21 protein-coding genes are annotated in these 18,800 nt (G+C 63.4%); 9 read left to right on the top strand and 12 right to left on the bottom strand.

Translation table 11 applies throughout. From position 1 onward, the window contains the following. Positions 1–117 precede the first annotated feature (117 nt). From CH294_RS24675 to CH294_RS24690, 4 genes are all read left to right on the top strand, one after another. Positions 118–1,191, top strand: coding sequence for an iron-siderophore ABC transporter substrate-binding protein (locus CH294_RS24675; protein WP_094739333.1), 1,074 nt, complete (start codon positions 118–120; stop codon positions 1,189–1,191). A gap of 4 nt (positions 1,192–1,195) precedes the next feature. Then, positions 1,196–1,669, top strand: a complete 474-nt coding sequence (locus tag CH294_RS24680; protein WP_032403124.1) for an NUDIX domain-containing protein — start codon at positions 1,196–1,198, stop codon at positions 1,667–1,669. A 111-nt stretch (positions 1,670–1,780) separates the two neighbouring features. Next, positions 1,781–2,698, top strand: a complete 918-nt coding sequence (locus CH294_RS24685; RefSeq protein ID WP_170944844.1) for an SPFH domain-containing protein — start codon at positions 1,781–1,783, stop codon at positions 2,696–2,698. A gap of 3 nt (positions 2,699–2,701) precedes the next feature. After that, entirely contained in the window at positions 2,702–2,899 is a 198-nt protein-coding gene (locus tag CH294_RS24690) for a hypothetical protein (RefSeq protein ID WP_032376966.1), read from the top strand. A 24-nt stretch (positions 2,900–2,923) separates the two neighbouring features. Here the strand turns inward: CH294_RS24690 and nrdF are convergent, their stop codons facing one another. The 7 genes from nrdF to CH294_RS24725 all read right to left on the bottom strand — a co-directional run bounded on the left by nrdF (position 2,924) and on the right by CH294_RS24725 (position 9,606). Next, positions 2,924–3,889, bottom strand: coding sequence for a class 1b ribonucleoside-diphosphate reductase subunit beta (nrdF, locus tag CH294_RS24695; protein ID WP_008717549.1), 966 nt, complete (start codon positions 3,887–3,889; stop codon positions 2,924–2,926). Between the two features lie 159 nt (positions 3,890–4,048). Continuing rightward, positions 4,049–5,473, bottom strand: coding sequence for a DUF2252 domain-containing protein (locus CH294_RS24700; protein ID WP_349290440.1), 1,425 nt, complete (start codon positions 5,471–5,473; stop codon positions 4,049–4,051). A gap of 66 nt (positions 5,474–5,539) precedes the next feature. Beyond that, positions 5,540–7,645, bottom strand: coding sequence for a class 1b ribonucleoside-diphosphate reductase subunit alpha (gene nrdE, locus CH294_RS24705; protein ID WP_230592505.1), 2,106 nt, complete (start codon positions 7,643–7,645; stop codon positions 5,540–5,542). A 95-nt stretch (positions 7,646–7,740) separates the two neighbouring features. After that, positions 7,741–8,202 carry a class Ib ribonucleoside-diphosphate reductase assembly flavoprotein NrdI gene (nrdI, locus tag CH294_RS24710; protein ID WP_032376963.1) on the bottom strand — a complete coding sequence of 154 codons (462 nt, stop codon included), beginning with the start codon at positions 8,200–8,202 and terminating at the stop codon, positions 7,741–7,743. Between the two features lie 24 nt (positions 8,203–8,226). Continuing rightward, the gene (locus CH294_RS24715) at positions 8,227–8,460 is read right to left on the bottom strand and encodes a redoxin NrdH (protein ID WP_032403121.1); all 234 of its coding nucleotides are present in this window, start codon (positions 8,458–8,460) and stop codon (positions 8,227–8,229) included. 413 nt (positions 8,461–8,873) lie between these two features. Then, positions 8,874–8,996 (bottom strand): type B 50S ribosomal protein L36, encoded by a 123-nt coding sequence (gene ykgO, locus CH294_RS24720; RefSeq protein ID WP_027496600.1) that lies wholly within the window; start codon positions 8,994–8,996, stop codon positions 8,874–8,876. Positions 8,997–9,039: 43 nt separating this feature from the next. Further along, positions 9,040–9,606, bottom strand: coding sequence for an NAD(P)H-dependent oxidoreductase (locus CH294_RS24725; protein WP_032378164.1), 567 nt, complete (start codon positions 9,604–9,606; stop codon positions 9,040–9,042). A 105-nt stretch (positions 9,607–9,711) separates the two neighbouring features. On the opposite strand from CH294_RS24725, the gene CH294_RS24730 reads away from it, so the two are divergent. Then, the gene (locus CH294_RS24730) at positions 9,712–10,311 is read left to right on the top strand and encodes a TetR/AcrR family transcriptional regulator (RefSeq protein WP_032376961.1); all 600 of its coding nucleotides are present in this window, start codon (positions 9,712–9,714) and stop codon (positions 10,309–10,311) included. Positions 10,312–10,321: 10 nt separating this feature from the next. Here CH294_RS24730 and CH294_RS24735 read toward each other — a convergent pair whose 3' ends face one another. Further along, positions 10,322–11,110 carry a fructosamine kinase family protein gene (locus CH294_RS24735; RefSeq protein WP_037155682.1) on the bottom strand — a complete coding sequence of 263 codons (789 nt, stop codon included), beginning with the start codon at positions 11,108–11,110 and terminating at the stop codon, positions 10,322–10,324. Positions 11,111–11,171: 61 nt separating this feature from the next. On the opposite strand from CH294_RS24735, the gene nadE reads away from it, so the two are divergent. Continuing rightward, positions 11,172–12,017, top strand: a complete 846-nt coding sequence (nadE, locus tag CH294_RS24740; protein WP_032403119.1) for an ammonia-dependent NAD(+) synthetase — start codon at positions 11,172–11,174, stop codon at positions 12,015–12,017. 34 nt (positions 12,018–12,051) lie between these two features. Here nadE and CH294_RS24745 read toward each other — a convergent pair whose 3' ends face one another. Next, a complete protein-coding gene (locus tag CH294_RS24745) occupies positions 12,052–12,336 on the bottom strand; it encodes a MoaD/ThiS family protein (RefSeq protein WP_094739277.1) in 285 nt (94 codons plus the stop codon). After that, the gene (gene moaA / locus CH294_RS24750; RefSeq protein WP_094610657.1) at positions 12,329–13,384 is read right to left on the bottom strand and encodes a GTP 3',8-cyclase MoaA; all 1,056 of its coding nucleotides are present in this window, start codon (positions 13,382–13,384) and stop codon (positions 12,329–12,331) included. The genes CH294_RS24745 and moaA overlap by 8 nt, the downstream gene beginning before the upstream one ends. 186 nt (positions 13,385–13,570) lie before the next feature. Between moaA and glp the strand changes: the two genes are divergently transcribed. Genes glp through CH294_RS24765 form a run of 3 tightly spaced genes read left to right on the top strand, consistent with a single transcriptional unit; the run spans position 13,571 to position 16,174 of the window. Further along, on the top strand, positions 13,571–14,761 hold the full coding sequence (gene glp / locus CH294_RS24755; protein WP_094739278.1) for a gephyrin-like molybdotransferase Glp: 1,191 nt from the start codon (positions 13,571–13,573) through the stop codon (positions 14,759–14,761). Next, a complete protein-coding gene (gene moaCB, locus CH294_RS24760; RefSeq protein ID WP_094739279.1) occupies positions 14,749–15,768 on the top strand; it encodes a bifunctional molybdenum cofactor biosynthesis protein MoaC/MoaB in 1,020 nt (339 codons plus the stop codon). The genes glp and moaCB overlap by 13 nt, the downstream gene beginning before the upstream one ends. After that, positions 15,761–16,174 carry a molybdenum cofactor biosynthesis protein MoaE gene (locus CH294_RS24765; RefSeq protein WP_032376956.1) on the top strand — a complete coding sequence of 138 codons (414 nt, stop codon included), beginning with the start codon at positions 15,761–15,763 and terminating at the stop codon, positions 16,172–16,174. Before moaCB ends, CH294_RS24765 begins: the two co-directional genes overlap by 8 nt. Positions 16,175–16,179: 5 nt before the next feature. On the opposite strand, the gene CH294_RS24770 is transcribed toward CH294_RS24765, so the two are convergent. Both CH294_RS24770 and CH294_RS24775 read right to left on the bottom strand, forming a co-directional pair. Continuing rightward, positions 16,180–17,241, bottom strand: coding sequence for a CobW family GTP-binding protein (locus CH294_RS24770; protein ID WP_094739280.1), 1,062 nt, complete (start codon positions 17,239–17,241; stop codon positions 16,180–16,182). 11 nt (positions 17,242–17,252) lie between these two features. Continuing rightward, a complete protein-coding gene (locus CH294_RS24775; protein ID WP_094739281.1) occupies positions 17,253–18,350 on the bottom strand; it encodes an N-acetylmuramoyl-L-alanine amidase in 1,098 nt (365 codons plus the stop codon). Positions 18,351–18,800: the final 450 nt, after the last annotated feature.

Here is an 18,800-nt window from a genome sequence, read left to right on the forward strand (position 1 = left end):
AACGCGGTCGATTCCGCGGCCTCGCCGGTGCCCGTTCGAGTGTTCTGCGAGAACGGCCTTCCGATACTGTGTGAGACCACCCGACCCGTCGAAGGAAGTCCCGCGTTGCCACTCCATCTGCGAGTCCCCCGTTCGTATGCACCGCGCAGGAGCGGCGCTGTCGTTGCGGCGTGCCTTGCCGTTGCTGTGACGTTGGTCGGCTGTTCCGATTCCGAGGCACAGGACGACGCATCCACCATCGTTCGGAGCACCACGAACATCGCCGGAGCAGGAGTGGTCGGTAACAACCGGGACACCGTAGGACTGTGTCCGGCACTGGCTCCACTGGACCGGACCGGAGTCGAAGGCGATACCCGCCCCGTCGGGCACGCCGAGGGAATCAGCGCCATCCCTGCCGATCCACAGCGCATCGTCGTTCTCGACGCTGCAGGCCTCGACGCCAGCTGCGCGGTCGGGATCTGGGAACGCGTCGTCGGCGCGGCGACGCTCGACCCCGATTTCCGTGGAGACGGAGACCAACCGTTGTACCTGGGTACGGGCTTGGCGTCCGTTCCGTCGGTCGGCCCGGTCGGAGCTCCCGACCTCGGAGCGATCGCCGCGCTCGACCCCGACCTCATCCTCGGTGCCGATTCTCTCGGCACCGAGACCTACGACTCCCTGAACGCCATTGCGCCGACCGTGTTCACCGGGACCGGTCAGGGCTGGAAGGACACCTTTCTGCAGTCCGCGGCAGCGTTGGGTCGAGGGCAAGCCGGTTTCGAACAGCTCGCATCGTTCTCTGCGGATGCTGAGCGGGTCGGTCGTGAGATCGACTCCACTCAGACACAGGCGTCGGTCATCCGGTTCGGCGCGGACACCATCGAGGTGGACGGTCCGACCTCCTTTGCCGGCCAGGTCCTCGCCGAGGTGGGTGTCGCGCGACCCCAAAGCCAGCGCGATGCCGATTTCTCCGTAGCGTCGGACGACCTCGATTCGGTCGAAGGCGACATCGTGTACGTGCGATTCGCAGGCCCCGATGGCGAGACCTTCGGCCGCGAGGTGATGGACAGCGACGCATGGCACGCTCTCGGCTCGGTCACCGACGGGCGAGTGTTCGCGGTGAACGACACGGTCTGGTCCGGCAGTGGAGTTGTCGCGGCGCGCGCCATCCTTGCCGATCTGTCGGCTTCCCTGAACGCCTACGTGTCCTGACGCAATGCCCATTCCAGAATTCGTGCAAGCTCTCCGCAGCGTCGTCGGTACGTCACCGCTGTGGTTGTCCGGTGTCAGTGCGGTCGTTCTCGACGACGACCGTCGAGTGCTGCTTACTCTGCGAGCAGACAACAACACCTGGGCCGTGGTCTCCGGAATCCTCGAGCCCGGCGAAGAACCTGCACCGGCCGCGCTTCGAGAGATCCGCGAGGAGACCGGCGTGGAGGCCACGATCGAGCGGCTGACGAGTGTCGACGTGACGGAGCCGATCACGTACCCCAACGGCGACGTCGCGCAGTACCTGGACATCACGTTCCTCGCCCGCTACATCGGAGGCACCCCACATGTCGCCGACGACGAGAATCTCGACGTAGCCTGGTTCGCGCTCGACGGGCTACCCGACAACCTCACGGCCACTTCACGATTGCGAATCGAGAAAGCCATCGCCGACGACCCGTCGGCGTGGTTCAGGCGCTGACTCCCCCACCGCACCGAGGACACCGCACCGAGGACACCGCTCCACCGAACCGCCCCTTTTCGATCAATAATGTGATATCACTTTAGTATCAACATCGAGAGGGAGGTTCTCATGTCCGCACCCGCTACCGTCGCCGAGAAGCCGACGGGTACACCGACCACGACCATCGCCGAGCGCACCGGTTGGGATCTGCCCGGTTGGTCGATGCTCGGCGTCGGTCTCGCGCTGTTTCTCGGCGGAATCGCCGCGTTCGCTCTCGGACTCGTCTTCTCCGTGGTGGTGCTCACGGTCGGCGGAGTGGTGCTGTTCGTGCTCTCACTGCCGGCACTCATGGGATTGACTCTGGTGCAACCCAATCAAGCTCGCGTTCTGCAGCTACTCGGCAGTTCGTACAGCGGGACGCTGCGTACACCGGGGCTACGCTGGACCAATCCGTTGACGTACCGCAGGGCCATCTCGACGCGAATCCGCAACCACGAGACGGGCCAGTCGAAGGTCAACGACGCCGACGGCAATCCGATCGAGATCTCCGCCATCGTGGTCTGGCAGGTTGCCGATACGGCCCTCGCGTCCTTCCAGGTCGACGACTACGAGGAGTTCGTCGCCGTCCAGACCGAATCGGCCGTCCGTCATATCGCCGGCAGCTACCCGTACGACGCCGAAGGCCGAATGTCGTTGCGAGAGAACGCCGACGAAATCACCGCTGCGATGTCGGAGGAGGTGCATGCGCGGGTGCGGTCGGCAGGCGTCGAGGTGATCGAGACCCGAATCAACCGTCTTGCCTACGCCCCGGAGATCGCGCAAGCCATGCTGCGGCGACAGCAGGCGGGAGCGGTCATCGCGGCGCGTCAGCAGATCGTCGAGGGCGCGGTCGGCATGGTGGAGATGGCGCTGTCGAAGCTCGAGGAGAAGCATGTGGTCGAACTCGACGAGGAGCGGAAGGCGACCATGGTGTCGAATCTGCTCGTCGTGCTGTGCAGCGACCGCGACACGCAACCCGTCGTCAATACCGGATCGCTGTACCAGTGAGCCATGACCGTCGAGCGTAAGAAGATACTGCTTCGGCTGGACCCGGCGGTACACGACGCCCTCGCCCGCTGGGCTTCCGACGAACTCCGGAGCACCAACGCTCAGATCGAGTTCCTACTGCGAAGGGCACTGAGCGATCAGGGTCGAATGCCCAAGGAAGCCAAAGATATTCGCGCGCCGGGCCGCCCACCGAAAGAGTGAGCGGCGCGGCGCGCGAAGGGGCCTCTAGAAGTCCCAGTCTTCGTCTTCGGTGTTGACGGCCTTGCCGATGACGTACGAGGAACCCGAACCCGAGAAGAAGTCGTGGTTTTCGTCTGCGTTCGGTGACAGTGCCGACAGAATCGCCGGGTTCACATCCGTCTCGTCCTTGGGGAACAGACCCTCGTAGCCGAGGTTGTTCAGCGCCTTGTTGGCGTTGTATCGCAGGAACTTCTTGACGTCCTCGGTCAGACCGATCTCGTCGTAGAGGTCCTGGGTGTACTCGACCTCGTTGTCGTACAACTCGAACAGCAACTCGAACGTGTAGTTCTTGAGCTCTTCGCGCTGAGCCTCGCTGACTTTCTCGAGGCCCTTCTGGTACTTGTATCCGATGTAGTACCCGTGCACGGCCTCGTCACGGATGATCAGCCGGATCAGGTCCGCGGTGTTGGTGAGCTTGGCTCGCGAGGACCAGTACATCGGCAGGTAGAACCCGGAGTAGAACAGGAACGACTCGAGCAGTGTCGAAGCAACTTTCCGCTTGAGCGGATCGTCACCGTGGTAGAAGTTCAGCACGATCTCGGCTTTGCGCTGAAGGTTGACGTTCTCCTCGGACCAGCGGAACGCATCGTCGATGTCGCGGGTGGAGCTGAGGGTCGAGAAGATGGAGCTGTAGCTCTTCGCGTGCACCGACTCCATGAACGCGATGTTGGTGTACACCGCTTCCTCATGGGGAGTGATCGCGTCGGGAATGAGACTGACGGCACCGACGGTGCCCTGGATGGTGTCCAGCAGCGTCAATCCGGTGAACACGCGCATCGTCAACTGCTTCTCGACGGCGGTCAGAGTTGCCCACGACGGGATGTCGTTGGACACCGGCACCTTCTCGGGCAGCCAGAAATTACTGGTGAGACGCTCCCAGACTTCGGAGTCCTTGTCGTCCTGGACCCGATTCCAGTTGATCGCGGAGACACGATCGATGAGCTTTACCATGGGTGCCTACCTACAGGTCGATGAGCGAGAAGTGGGGACGAAGCTACGTGAAAAGTCGCTGACACGAACACTACCCGTTGTGTCCGACAGTTAAGGGAGGCACTACAAAGTGTGCTCGGAGTGTTGCCCGAGAACGACGGTGATCTCACCGGTCAACGGTCACCACCCCACCGAGCACGGGACCGTTCCGGCCTCGATGGCACCGACCAGTTGCGCGTGATCGCGCTCGTTCTGATCGGCGTAGGCGTGGGCGAACTCCACCATCGCCCGATCGACGTTGTCTCCGCGGCCGAGGTAGTCGGCTATCGCCTCTGCGTCACCACTTCGAGCGTGCGCCCGCGCGAGGACCTCACCGCATGCCGTGGCGAACTCGGTGAGGTACGGCCCGATGATCTCGCCGTCGGGAATGACCTTCATGTCCCGGAACTGCCGAACGTAGAAATTCATCGACTGCTCCCCCCGACCGGCCTCCGGCCTTCCCGGCACCGACGTCCACCCTACGAACATGTCGGTGGCGCTCTGCAGCATTCGCTGCCCGTTGACCACCCGGGCACCGTGATTGTCGTACGCGCTCGGCTCGAGAAACTTCTCGAACACCGACGGCCCTGCCTGCTTGATCTGCAGGAAGAACGGATCGCGAGTCCGCCGTTCCTCCAACAGGGCCAGATAGACCCGCATTCCGACACTCCCGACGCCGACCACCTGGCGAACCACGTCGAGAACTCGAAATCTGGACAGCAGACTCCAGATGTGATCGTCGACCGATTCGCTGTAGCCGGCGATCACCGCCTGCACCAGATCGATCTGAGAATCTCCCACATGAGTGCGAAACGGGGAGTCCTCGCGAATTCGCCGACGGCCGTCCCTCGTCTCGGTGAATTTGCGGGACGCCCCACGACTGGTGCGACGCTCGGCCTTCGTTTCGATGAGCTTCTCGGCGTGTCGAGCGATGCCCGAGGAGAAATGCCCGAGCAAACCTGCCACGTCGATCCGGTCGTACCAGATGTCGATCTCGGGAATGTTCGCGTACGCCCGCATCTTTCGGCAGTACGACGCCGTCATCGCGGCGACCGCACGATCGGAACGCGGCAAGGCCACACCGTTCTCGCGTCCGAGAACCACAAGGGAAGTGGCAAGTCGTTTGAGGTCCCACTCGAACGGGCCGGGCAGAGTTTCGTCGAAATCGCGGAGGTCGAAATAGAGGTTTCGTTCCGGCGTCGCCCACAATCCGAAGTTCAACACGTGAGCGTCACCGCACAACTGCACCTCGATGCCGGTGTGCGGAGTCGACGCGAGGTCCGCGGCCATCACGGCGGCGGCACCGCGAAAATATGTCCACGGCGATGCGGACATCCGGGCGTACCGGATCGGCAGCAACTCCTGAACTCGTATCGCGTTCTGCGCAAGAACGGTCTCGAGCGCATCGTGGCCGCGCGTGTCGGGATCCCATGCCGCCAATCCGCGTCGAGGTACCCGACGGCGAGCATGTCGACCACGTGGCGATGGCCCGGAAGGAACCGAGTCCTTCCGAGCCATCGTCACGTCGACGTCGGATTCGACCTCGCCGTCCGCTTCGATGCCCATACCTGATTATGGTCCGCATCGCGCCCTGACATCACGGTATCGCCACAGGTCGACCGACCGAATCGCCTACAGCATGCAGGAGACGCAACCCTCGACCTCTGTGCCCTCGAGGGCCATCTGACGCAGACGAATGTAGTACAGCGTCTTGATGCCCTTGCGCCATGCGTAGATCTGCGCGCGGTTGATGTCGCGAGTGGTGGCGGTGTCCTTGAAGAACAGCGTCAACGACAGGCCCTGATCGACGTGTTGTGTTGCGGCAGCATAGGTGTCGATGATCTTCTCGTAGCCGATCTCGTACGCATCCTGGTAGTAATCCAGGTTGTCGTTGTCGAGGTACGGTGCCGGGTAGTAGACGCGGCCGATTTTGCCTTCCTTGCGAATCTCGATCTTCGAAGCCACCGGGTGAATCGACGAGGTGGAGTTGTTGATGTACGAGATGGATCCGGTCGGCGGAACGGCCTGCAGGTTCTGGTTGTAGATTCCGTACTCCTGCACCGACGCCTTCAGCGCGGACCAGTCGGCCTGCGTCGGAATGGTGACATCGGAGTCGGCGAACAACTTCGCGACCTTGGGCGTAGCGGGTTCCCAGACCTGGTCGGTGTACTTGTCGAAGAACTCGCCCGACGCGTACTTGGAATCCGGGAAGCCCTTGAAGTACTGGCCGCGCGCCTTCGCCAGCTGGTTCGACGCCTGAATCGCGTGGAACAGCACGGTGTAGAAGTAGATGTTGGTGAAATCGATTCCCTCGGTGGAGCCGTAGTGGATGCGCTCACGGGCGAGGTAGCCGTGCAGATTCATCTGCCCGAGGCCGATCGCGTGAGAATCGTTGTTGCCCTGCTCGATCGACGGCACGGAGAAGATGTGCGTCTGGTCCGAGACCGCGGTCAGACCGCGGATGGCCACGGCGATGGTCTTACCGAAATCGGGTGAATCCATCGTCTTCGCGATGTTCAGCGAGCCCAGGTTGCACGAGATGTCCTTGCCGACATGGCTGTACGAGAGGTCGTCGTTGAACGTCGACGGCGTCGAGACCTGGAGAATCTCCGAGCACAGGTTGGAGTGAGTGATCTTGCCCTTGACCGGGTTCGCGCGATTGACGGTGTCCTCGTACATGATGTACGGGTAGCCGGACTCGAACTGCAGCTCGGCGAGAGTCTGGAAGAACTCACGCGACTTGATCTTGGTCTTACGAATCCTCTTGTCGTCGACCATCTCGTAGTACTTATCGGAGACGTCGATATCGGCGAACGGCACTCCGTAGATGCGCTCCACGTCGTACGGCGAGAACAGGTACATGTCCTCGTTCTTCTTCGCCAGCTCGAACGTGATGTCGGGGATGACGATTCCGAGGGACAACGTCTTGATGCGGATCTTTTCGTCCGCGTTCTCACGCTTGGTGTCGAGGAACTTGTAGACGTCGGGGTGATGTGCGTGCAAGTACACCGCGCCCGCGCCCTGGCGAGCACCGAGCTGGTTGGCGTACGAGAACGAGTCCTCGAGCAGCTTCATGATCGGGATGACACCCGAGGACTGGTTCTCGATGCGCTTGATGGGCGCGCCGGCCTCGCGAATGTTGCTCAGCAGCAAGGCAACTCCGCCGCCGCGCTTGGACAGCTGCAGAGCAGAGTTGATGGAGCGGCCGATGGACTCCATGTTGTCTTCGATGCGTAGCAGGAAGCAGGACACGGGCTCACCGCGCTGCTTCTTGCCGGAGTTGAGGAAGGTGGGCGTCGCGGGCTGGAAACGGCCGGCGATGATCTCGTCCACGAGATCGGTGGCCAGGGCTTCGTCACCGGCTGCGAGTGTCAACGCCACCATGCACACGCGGTCCTCGAAGCGTTCGAGGTAGCGCTTGCCGTCGAACGTCTTGAGCGTGTACGAGGTGTAGTACTTGAATGCACCGAGGAACGTGGGGAATCGGAACTTCTTCGAGTACGCGTGGTTGATCAGGAACTTGACGAACTCACGTGAGTACTGATCGAGAACCTCGGGCTCGTAGTAGTTCTCCTCGACCAGGTAGTCCAGCTTCTCGTCCAGGTCGTGGAAGAACACCGTGTTCTGGTTGACGTGCTGCAGGAAGTACTGATTGGCAGCCTCGCGGTCCTTCTCGAACTGGATCTCGCCATTGGGGCCGTAGAGATTGAGCATCGCGTTGAGGGCGTGGTAGTCCATGTCGCCGTCGCCGCGAATGGTTGCGGGCGCGGGTGCTGCGTCGGTGATGGTCGGTGCCACGGCGATGCTCCTACTGGTATGTGGTGGGTGGTGCTCTAGTGCGTGTGGGCGGCGCGTCGGACTTCACGTTCCCAGAAGTCCTCCAGTCCCTCGCGGACTCGCACTACGTCCTCGGGGGTGCCCATCAACTCGAATCGGTACAGATACGGAACCGCACATTTCTGCGAAATGACATCTCCGGCAAAGCAGAACGAATCACCGAAATTGGTGTTTCCGGCAGCGATGACCGCTCGTATCAACGATCGGTTGTGCTCGTCGTTGAGGAACTTGATCACACGCTTGGGGACATAGTTGGTATCTCGCCCGGCGTAGGTGGTCCCTCCCCCGTACGTCGGAACGACGAGAACGTAGGGGGAATGGACTCGAAACGTCCCGTCGGGATCACGGAGCGGAATGCGCGTTGCGGGGATGTCCAGCTTCGAGACGAAGCGATGCGTGTTCTCGGATGCGCTGGAGAAATACACCAGTGAGTGGGAAGACTGCGGTTGCGAACTCACCGCTCACTCACTTTCTCGTTCTGTTCAAGCAGCGTTCGCTGCGAGGGTCTTGATGCGATCCGGACGAAAGCCGGACCAGTGATCGTCACCGGCGACGACGACAGGAGCCTGCAGGTAGCCGAGAGCCATGACGTAATCACGCGCCTCCGGGTCCTGCGAGATGTCGACGACCGAGTACTCGATGCCGGCTTTGTCGAGAGCGCGGTAGGTGGCATTGCACTGAACGCAGGCGGGCTTGGTGTAAACGGTGATGCTCATGGTGTCCCTCTTTCCGTTGTCGCCATCGGGTGCACCGAGGGCGACCGATGTGCTCTGCGTATGGCACCGAGAACATCTCCCGCTCAGGGCGACTTCGACCTGCTCGAACCCGCTTTCGCTGGTTCTTCGAGTTGTGGCCTCTCGGTCGGACAAACACTACACCTAGTGTCCGACATCTGACTACAACACGAGATGTTGCGAACAACATGCTTGGTATTCGCTGGTCACGGCGTTGCCGGCGGATGATCGGCGCGTCACCCCGGCGTGTCGCAGATCACACGTTGCGGGTGTCATCGGTCACTACCCGCCGTCGTACCGACCGTGACGTCCCCCTACGACGACCGCTCCCCTCACGCACGAGAACGGCCCCTCGGAATGGCTCCGGGGGGCCGTTGTCGTCGGATGCGCGATCGTCAGCGTTGACGCGCCTTGAATCGCGGCTCTTTCTTGTTGATCACGAACACCACCCCGTGGCGGCGGACCACCTGCGCACCTGGCTTGTTCTTGAGCGATTTCAGAGAGTTTCTCACCTTCATGAACCCACTCTACATGAAAACGATTACCGATACCATATAGGGATCAGGCGCTCACGAGGTCGTTCGAAGCCTTGACCAACTCGGCCACCACGTGTCCGATCTCTCCGGACACCTCGGCGTTCTCGCTCGGGTGAGCCGAGCCGAACTTGTCCATGGTGCCGCCGATGGAGAGCTGGACGTCCTCGAGCACCGACCCACCGGCGATGCGAACGGCCTTGCTCGTGTCCTCGTGCGCCCATTTGGCACCGTTGCCACTGGGCGATGCGCTGATCACGACGACAGGCTTGCCGACCATGGCACCTGCACCGTAGGGACGCGAGAGCCAGTCGATGGCGTTCTTCAGCACGGCAGGAATGGTGCCGTTGTATTCGGGCGTGACCAGCAGCAGGGCCGACGCCTTCTCGGCAGCAGCCCGCAGAGCGAGCGCGGCAGCCGGCACGGAACCTTCGACGTCGATATCCTCGTTGTAGAAGGGGACATCTCCGAGTCCGTCGTAGACCACGATCTCGGCACCGGCGGGTGCCACGGTGACAGCAGTCTCGGCAATCTGCTTGTTCACCGATTCGGCGCGCAGGCTTCCGACGAGAACGAGTACGTGAGCGTCTGACATGAGATCTTCCTTCGAAAGTTCGGATGACGTGATCGTCACGTCAATTCATACCATTCAAACGGACCATGGTCCACTTATGTTCCCCGGCAGGGTAGGCTGAATCCCGTGACCGGCCCGATGCTGCCCATTGCGGGTGAGGACTCCGAACGATGCGATGCAGCACGCAACCGTCGGCTGTTGCTCGACGCCGCGGCGGATCTGGTGGCGACCATCGGAGCCGACGCCATCACCATGGACGCGGTGGCGACCAAGGCCGGAGTGGGCAAAGGCACCGTGTTCCGCCGTTTCGGCAACCGCGCCGGGCTGATGCGAGCGCTTCTCGATCACACCGAGCAGAAGTTGCAACGCTCGTTCATGTTCGGCGATCCACCACTCGGTCCGGGGGCCGATCCGATCGACCGACTCGTCGCCTTCGGCCGGGCTCGGCTCGAGTTCGTCAACGTTCAGGGCGAGGTGTTGCGCGCTGCCGAGACATCGGCCGACGCGCGCTACTCCGCTCCGGCGCACATGGTCAACTTCACTCACGTCCTCTCGCTGCTCCGCGCAGCCGGTGTGGACGGGGATCTCCCACTGCTGACGCACTGGCTGCTCACACCACTCGAAGCCACCCTGGTGCTACACCAGTACCGCGATCTCGGAATGCCGATGGACCGGTTGGCCGACGGCTGGGAAGACTTGGTACGCAGAGCAACTCGCCCTCGGTAGCTCGCCCGACTCAGATGTTCTCGACCGCCACGGCCGCGGTGTGCAACGCCACACCGTAGGAGCGCCCGTGCCCCGCTGCATGGACGGCGAGTGGGTGCAATTGGTGTAGTGGAATCCGCTCTCGCCACCCTGCTCGCAGCGGATGTACCGTCTCGTACCCGTCGACGATGCCATCCATGAACGGGCACCCGAAAAGCGCCAACATCGCCAGATCGGTCTCACGGTGCCCGCCGTGCGCAGCCGGGTCGATCATCACCACGCCTGCCTCGGTCCAGAACACGTTGCCGCTCCAGAGATCTCCGTGAATTCGGCTCGGCGGCTCCGCATCGTCGAAGTCCCCGCCCGCGACGCGTCGGCATGCAGATTCGACGGTGGCAGCCTCCGTAGGCGTCACGGTGCCCGCGTCGACGGCGATTCGCAGAAACGGCAGTACCCGTTCGGCTGCGTAGAACTCACCCCACGTCCGGTGCACCGAATTGCTCATGGGCCGAGCCCCGATGAACAATCGGCCGGGGAACGGCGCACCGTCGGAGCCGACGGGCGGTGCCCCGAATCCGGCAGCTCCACCGTTGTGCATTCGCGCCAACACTCGACCGAATCTTCTTGCCGCAGGCAGCGTCGGATGCGCCGCGATCAGGCGCTCGAGTTCGATGTGCGTCGGCCCGTGCCCGAGGACTCGGACAACGGGCGCGCCCGCCTCGCCGAGCCAGTGGAGCCCGGTTGCCTCGGCGGCAAAGAAGTCGGGATGCGCCTGGGGGTTTCGTTTGACGAACGTATCGGAGGGTCCACTCACGAAGATCGACCCTACGCACGGCGTGTGCGCACGGCCGCAGACCTGCCGACGTCGTTAGTATGAGCTGATGGGATTCATCAACTCGGAAGTGCGCACGAGCATCACGCGTGAGCTGGCAGTGCAATCGACCATCGATCCGGTCACGGAGGTTCGCCGGAGGGTGGATTTCCTCAAGGATTACCTGTCGTCGACCCCTGCAACGGGCTTCGTGCTCGGTATCAGTGGCGGACAGGACAGCACACTCACCGGCAAGCTCGCCCAGCAAGCCGTGACGGAGCTGCGAGCCGACGGCCACGAGGCCGAGTTCGTCGCCGTTCGACTCCCCTACGGCGTACAGGCCGACGAGGACGATGCGTCGATCGCGCTGCGGTTCATCGACCCCGATCGAACCGTGACGGTCAACATCAAGGCTGCTGCCGACGCGTCGGCGGCCGCCACGGCAGAAGCATTGGGCACCACCGAGGTCCGCGATTTCGTTCGAGGCAACATCAAAGCTCGCCAGCGCATGGTCGCGCAGTACGCCATCGCCGGAGAACTCGGCTACGTCGTGGTCGGTACCGACCACGCTGCCGAGGCCGTCACCGGGTTCTTCACCAAATTCGGTGACGGCGGTGTCGACCTGACTCCGCTCACAGGCCTGAGCAAGCGTCAGGGTGCCGCTCTGCTCCGTGAACTCGGTGCGCCGGAAAGCACGTGGCGAAAAGTCCCCACTGCAGACCTCGAGGACGATCGTCCTGCACTGCCGGACGAGGAAGCACTCGGCCTGACGTACGAGCAGATCGACGACTATCTAGAGGGCAAGGACGTATCCGACGACGTCGCCGACAAGCTGGAGAAGATGTTCATGGCGACCCGCCACAAGCGTGCGGTGCCGGTGACCCCGTTCGACGACTGGTGGAGGAGCTCCCACTGAGCCGGGCGATCGGACGCCGAGCCGAACCCGACGATCAGCCGCCCGCGAACGGCGGCAGCACGTCGACCCTGCTGCCGATCGCACGGCCCAGATCGCGCGTGAGATCGTCTCCGACGAGATAGGCCGACACTCGCAGGATCGGGTCCATCGGCGCGCCGTGCAGGGACCGAATCACCTCTCGCAGGTCTGCGAGAGTGGCTCCGACGGGCACGGTGACGTACTCCGAGTCGCACCCCGACGCGTCGACCGCGGCGGCGAAGTACCGCACTTCGACCTCGGTCGAGGACCCCGTGTCCCCGTTCGACTGCACGTCAACCACCGATCGCTCCCATACTGCGGGTCGGTGGCACGAACCCCTCGGCGTCGATACCGTGTCCGGCCCATTTGTTCCACATCGCCCCGCGCCACACGGCGGCCAACTCGTCGTCGGTGGCACCGCCCCGCAGCGCCGCGCGCAGATCGGTCTCGTCGTCGCTGAACAGGCAGGACCGAATGGTTCCTTCGGCGGTCACTCTCGTGCGGTCGCAATCCCCGCAGAACGAGCGCGTCACCGACGCGATGATTCCGACGGTGGCGTCGGTGCCGTCGACGCTCCATTCCTCGGCCGGTGCCGACGGATCGGCGCGCCCCACCTCACGCAGGTCGAACTCGGTGGACAGCTCGTCGAGCAAGGTCTGGGCGTCGATCATGTTCGCGCGAGCCCACTCGTGGTCGGCATCGAGAGGCATCTGCTCGATGAAGCGGAGGGCCACCCCTTCGTCGAGACACCAGCGCAGTAGATCGACCGCGCCGGACAGCGTGTCACGCATCAGAACCGCATTGATCTTCACCGGACCGATGCCCGCTCGCTTCGCCGCTCGGATGCCGGCCAGCACCGAGGGCAGTCGGTCGCGTCGGGTCAGTCGCGCGAAATCTTCGCGGTCGACCGAATCCAGGGAGACGTTGACCCGGGTGAGCCCGGCATCGGCCAATGCCGCGGCCCGATGCTCCAGACCCACAGCGTTGGTGGTCATCGACAGCGGTACACCTGCTGCGGCATCGGAGCACAGTCGCAGAATCTCGTCGAGGTCGCGGCGCATGAGGGGCTCGCCACCGGTGAACCGCACGTCGCGTATACCCAGCAGCCGCACGGACACCGACACCACTCGCGCGATCTCGGCCGGCGTGAGCAGGTTCGCGGCAGGAATGGCCGGAAGCCCTTCCTCCGGCATGCAGTAGGTGCACCGCAACGAGCACTTCTCGGTGATGGATATACGCAAGTCGCGCGCGACTCGGCCGAAGCGGTCGATCAGATGGGGTACATCCGGCCGATCCGCCACGGAATTCACCTGCGGCGACCGATCGGTCGGAGCAGCACCGCCGAACACCGGAATGCCCAGCGAGGTGACACTGTCCACCGTCACCTCGAACCTCACCTTCGTCGATCTCGATCACGCCTGTCGCAGACGTGTCTACCCAGTATGCCGCAGCCCACACTCGCCGGCGTTGTCGGCGTGCTTAGGATTGGCACCCATGACTGCTGAGCACAAGCGCGCGATCACCGGACCAGCGCAGTGAGCGCCGTATCCGTCGAGGAGCACGCCGCCGCGGTCGAGACTCTTCTCGCGGCGCTGGGCACCAGAACTGCGCAGCGAATCCCCCTGGCCGAGGCCCTGGGACGAGTCTCGTTCGAGGATGTGCGGTCGCCGGTCGACCTACCGCTGTTCCGAAATTCGCAGATGGACGGCTACGCAGTCGATTCTCGTTCCGTCGCCACGACCCCGGTGACGCTGGAGGTCTCGACGATCATCGCCGCAGGACCTACTGAATCGGCAGTTCTCGCTGCAGGTAGCGCGGCGAAGATCATGACCGGCGCGCCCATTCCCGACGGGGCCGACACCATCGTCCCCGTCGAGGACACCACGATACCGGCGCAAGGTTCGGTGACGATCGAACGAGGCCGCGGCGCAGGTGAATTCGTTCGTGAACAGGGAAGCGACGTACGCGTCGGAACAGTTCTGGTCGAGGCCGGGCGAGTACTCGAACCCCGACACATCTCCGTTCTCGCGGCTGTCGGTTTTGCCGAGGTCGCCGTGCGTTCGCGCCCTCGCGTCGCCGTCGTGACCACCGGTGCCGAACTGGTCGATGCCGGATCGACTCTCACTCCCGGCCAGATCTACGACTCGAACGGCATCACTCTCGCGGCGCATCTGCGGGCCAGTGGCGCGGAAGTGATTGCGGTTACGCGTAGCTCCGACGACCCGAGGCGATTTCGCGAGGTCCTCGACGAGGCAACACGATCGGCGGAACTGATCATCACGTCCGGCGGCGTCTCGATGGGCGACTTCGAGGTGGTCAAGGACGTACTCCGGCCGCTCGGCGGCACCTTCGGGTCGGTCCGCATGCAGCCGGGCGGGCCGCAGGGCATGACCTTGTTCGACGGTATTCCTGTGCTCAGCTTCCCCGGCAACCCCGTCAGCACCGTTGTTTCGTACATCATGTTCGCGCGCAACATAGTTCGGCGAGCAGCCGGTCTTACACCGGTGCTTCCGAGCACAGCGATCTTGCACGAATCCATCGTGTCACCGCCGGGCCGTCGACAGCTTCTCCGTGGCCGATTGCGTGACGACGGCCGGGTACAGCTCGTGGCAGGCCCGGGCTCCCATCTGGTCGCGGCGCTGGCATGGGCCGACGTTCTGATCGACATCGACTCCGAGACAACCGAACTCGCCGAAGGATCCCACGTGGAGGTATGGCCGCTGTGACCACCGACGCCCCGCACACCCATCTGTCTCATCTAGACGATCAGGGCCGCGCTCGCATGGTCGATGTGGCACACAAGAAGGAGACCTCGCGTACGGCCGTCGCCGCCGGTGAGTTCGTCACCACTGCCGAGGTCATCGCGCTCGTGCGCGCGGACGACATGCCCAAGGCCGATGTACTCGCCACTGCCCGCATCGCGGGCATCTCGGCGGCGAAGCGGACGTCGGAGTTGATCCCGCTGTGCCATCAGCTCGCACTCTCGTCGGTGAAGATCTCGTTCGGTTTCACCGACTCGTCCATCACGGTCGAGGCCACGGCGCGCACCACCGGACGAACCGGGGTGGAGATGGAGGCCCTGACTGCGGTCGCGGTCGCCGGACTGACGCTGCACGACATGGTCAAGGCCGTCGACCCGGGTGCCACGATGAACGGCGTCCGACTGATCACCAAAGACGGTGGCAAGCATGGCCATTGGCAGCGAGACGGGGAACCGGTCACTCCCGCCACCGACGCTGCCCCGACGCTCGACACGACGCGATCCGCAGTGGTGCTGGTGGCCTCCACCGGCGGCGCGAACGGAACCCGACCGGACACCACCGGCCCCACCATCGCGTCCTGGTTGACCGATCGAGGCTTCACCGTGCGCGGTCCGCTGGTGTACGCCGACGCCGACATAGCAGTGGGCCTGCAGGACGCGTTGCGCGGCGAACCGTCGTTGATCGTCAGCACCGGTGGCACCGGTGTATCCCCCACCGATGCGACTCCCGAGGCAACTGCCGCTCTCCTGGACATCGACATGCCGGGGATCGCCGACGCGATCCGCACCCGCGGAACGTCCGCGACGCCACACGCGGTGCTCAGCCGAGGCGTTTCGGGGCTCATCGGCCGCACGCTGACAGTCAATCTGCCGGGCTCGCCGGGTGGTGTCAAGGACGGTCTCGCGGTTCTCGATCCACTACTCGACCATGTGTTGGCCCAGATCGCCGGAGGAGGACCCCACGATGAGTGAACTCGTTGCACGCATTTCCAGTGAACCGTTGAGCACCGCCGAAGTGGAGGCAGCCGTTCAGGATTCACGCCACGGTGCAGTCGTTCTGTTCAGCGGGATAGTCCGCGACCACGACGGTGGCCAGGCGGTGGAAACTCTCGAATACCGCGCCCATCCCGATGCCGAACGTTTCTTGAACCGATGCTGCTCCGAGGTCTCCGCCGAGACCGGCCTCGAGGTCGCTGCGGTACATCGCGTCGGAGACTTGCGCGTCGGAGACCTCGCGCTCGTGGCAGCCGTCGGATCGGCCCATCGCGCGGAAGCGTTCGAGGCCTGCGCGCGATTGGTCGAACGCATCAAGGCCGAGGTCCCGATCTGGAAGCGGCAGGGATTCGAGGGCGGACGCACCGAGTGGGTCGGACTGTAGGAGTTCTACCCGGCGTCCAGGTAGCGGTGGACGGGGAGCATCGACGACGCATCGCAGTGCTCGTTGGGCGCACGCACACACGCGCGTAGTCGTTTCTCGACGGCCGCTGCATCGAGGTCGGTACCGATCAGCACCAGTGATGTCTGTTCGGCCTCACCGCGCGCCCACGACGTCGCTTCGAACCGAATGTGTCGACCAACGGTGTGCACGATGAACTTCTGCGAATAGCCCGGTACGGCGAAATGCACGACACCTTTGATGCGGTAGAGGTTTCCGGTGGGATTCTCCAGAAACTCGATCATTCGTCGCGCTTCGATGGGCTCGGTGCTGACGAACTCGGTGTGCGAGTACTGGGCATGCAGGTGACGCTCATGGTCGTCGTCGACGCTGTGGTTGTCGTCGCTGTGGTTCTCCCGTAGGAGCTCGTCGAACGACAACTGAACGGGGATCGCCGATTCGACAGACAGGTCGTCCCGACGGTCGAACAGCAGCAGCGGATCCACTCGACCGAACGCGACAGGGACGACGGGGACGTCCCCCACGATGGACCGCACGGTGGACACGACCGCGGAGCGGCCGGACTCCGAGACCACATCCGACTTGTTCAACACCACCAGATCTGCCAACTGCAGATGCTGGTCGATCTCGGGATGCAGTACGCGGGTCTGCGGAAATTCCACCGCGTCGACCACCCCTACGAGCCCGCCGTAGACGATGAACTCGTTCTCGCTGCCTCGGACCATTCGGATCAGATTGCGAGGTTCGGCGAGGCCACTGGCTTCCACCACGATGACATCGATCGCCGAACGGCGATGCGCGAGGGCGTCGAACATCGCGTCCATGTCGCTGATGTCGACCGCGCAACAGATGCATCCGTTACCGAGGGAGACCATCGAGTCGACCTGTCCCGCCACGAGTATGGAGTCGACATTGATCGCTCCGAAATCGTTGACCACGACGCCGATTCGAATCCCCGCATCGTTACGCAACAGGTGATTGAGCAGAGTCGTCTTGCCCGCGCCGAGGAAGCCCGCGACTATCACCACCGGAATTCTTCGACGCGTCACGGCGTCCGAGACTACCGGGCAGCGAGAATCTGTTTCAGCAGGCCTTGCGCGAAAGTGGACACACTGCTGACGTTCTCCGGGGTCGCGAGCCCCTTCAAACCGTCCACTCCGAACGTCTCGATGTACGGAGAGACGCTTTCGAGCAATCGCGAGAGCGCGCTACGGCCCTCCACAGCGGTCTTCGTTCCGGTGGTCGAAGACGTGCTGGGCGCAGCGGTGTCGGTCGCCTTCACAGCAGGGGCGGCTGCAGTCGTCGTCGGGGCGGTCGCATTCTCCGCGGCCGGGGTGGACTGAGCCTCTGCACCGAGCAAATAGTCGATCACTCCGGTCGAAATTGCGATCGCGTGCTTCAACTGACCGTCGGAGCTCTCGAGAAGGGCCGCGTCGTCGGGGTTGGATCCGTTGCCCATTTCGACGAACACCAGAGGGACTGTGGTCAATGCCGGCCCGGCCACATCCGAGCGCTCCTGGATTCCCTCGTCCACGCCTGCGTAGTTCGCCGGGGCGAAGCCGGCCCGAACGTACGAGTCTCGCATCAGCTTCGACGCCGAACGTCCTCCTTCGGACTGGGCTGTGTCGGCCGCTGCGTTCGGAATCGGCAACGTGGGCACGATCAGATGAAATCCGTGCTTACCGGTATCGGTTGCCGTGCTCGTGGAGTCCGCGTGAATGCTCACCGCGACGTCGGCTCCGGACTCGCTCGCTGCACGCGCCCTGTCGTCGACGCATCCGCCCCACCCAGAGTCGTCGGCACGGCTCGTCTTCACCGTGGCACCCAGGCTCTCCAGACTGGACCGAACGAGTTCGCTGACCTTCCAATTGATCGTGTGTTCGGGCACGCCGTCCACGGTGGTCATTCCGGTGGTCTGGCAATCCTTCGTCCCGCCGCGTCCGTCGTCCACCTGACGCTGCAGGTTCTCCGAATGTGCGGTGCCCTGGTGACCCGGGTCGAGGAAAACCGTCTTACCCGACAACTCGCTACCGGTAGTCGACGGTGACGGGGTGGACGGGGCAGCCATGGCAGGAGCGGCGACGATCACACCCGCACCGAGCATTCCCGCGCATATCAGAGCCGCTGTTGCCGACCTGGTGATTCGTGCAGATTTCATATGCTCTCGAGCGCACCGGAGTGACTGGTGGCGCTACTCCCCTCTCGGCCCCTCGGTTGCGCTGATCGGAGCGAGTCGCCGACACCACGGGACACACACGAAACAGCAGACACTTGCGCCTCAAGTGAACCAGATGTCGTCATCGACGCGCCTTGGATGATCTTTCGTTAGTGAAATGAGTGCGTTCCGTAATCGATCCGTTGCGAATGCGCCGCCACGTCGTACATCGATACGCCGGCTCCCCCACTCGAACCACCGCGAACCGACTCGGGGATGGAAAAGCGCCTACGAACCGGCCAGTCTGTCTTTGATTTCGATAAGGACCGAGATCGTATCGGGACAATGTTCTCGCCTACACCTCTGCGTTTCGGCGACCGCCCGATCCGATTCCCGACAATTCTGCGAATCGCGTAACAATTCCCCGGCCCGCGTGGATAAGCACATTGTTCG

Source organism: Rhodococcus sp. 14-2483-1-1 (assembly GCF_002259335.1).
GTDB lineage: Bacteria > Actinomycetota > Actinomycetes > Mycobacteriales > Mycobacteriaceae > Rhodococcoides.

What these genes read in the sequence shown, in the direction of transcription:
- ykgO (WP_027496600.1), bottom strand. Translation starts at nt 8,996, where the DNA reads ATGAAGGTGAGAAACTCTCTGAAATCGCTCAAGAACAAGCCAGGTGCG.
- CH294_RS24775 (WP_094739281.1), bottom strand. Translation starts at nt 18,350, where the DNA reads ATGAAATCTGCACGAATCACCAGGTCGGCAACAGCGGCTCTGATATGC.
- moaCB (WP_094739279.1), top strand. Translation starts at nt 14,749, where the DNA reads ATGGCCGCTGTGACCACCGACGCCCCGCACACCCATCTGTCTCATCTA.
- CH294_RS24715 (WP_032403121.1), bottom strand. Translation starts at nt 8,460, where the DNA reads ATGAGCATCACCGTTTACACCAAGCCCGCCTGCGTTCAGTGCAATGCC.
- CH294_RS24725 (WP_032378164.1), bottom strand. Translation starts at nt 9,606, where the DNA reads ATGTCAGACGCTCACGTACTCGTTCTCGTCGGAAGCCTGCGCGCCGAA.
- nrdE (WP_230592505.1), bottom strand. Translation starts at nt 7,645, where the DNA reads ATGGACTACCACGCCCTCAACGCGATGCTCAATCTCTACGGCCCCAAT.
- CH294_RS24690 (WP_032376966.1), top strand. Translation starts at nt 2,702, where the DNA reads ATGACCGTCGAGCGTAAGAAGATACTGCTTCGGCTGGACCCGGCGGTA.
- nrdF (WP_008717549.1), bottom strand. Translation starts at nt 3,889, where the DNA reads ATGGTAAAGCTCATCGATCGTGTCTCCGCGATCAACTGGAATCGGGTC.
- nadE (WP_032403119.1), top strand. Translation starts at nt 11,172, where the DNA reads ATGGGATTCATCAACTCGGAAGTGCGCACGAGCATCACGCGTGAGCTG.
- CH294_RS24680 (WP_032403124.1), top strand. Translation starts at nt 1,196, where the DNA reads ATGCCCATTCCAGAATTCGTGCAAGCTCTCCGCAGCGTCGTCGGTACG.
- CH294_RS24685 (WP_170944844.1), top strand. Translation starts at nt 1,781, where the DNA reads ATGTCCGCACCCGCTACCGTCGCCGAGAAGCCGACGGGTACACCGACC.
- CH294_RS24765 (WP_032376956.1), top strand. Translation starts at nt 15,761, where the DNA reads ATGAGTGAACTCGTTGCACGCATTTCCAGTGAACCGTTGAGCACCGCC.
- CH294_RS24700 (WP_349290440.1), bottom strand. Translation starts at nt 5,473, where the DNA reads ATGGGCATCGAAGCGGACGGCGAGGTCGAATCCGACGTCGACGTGACG.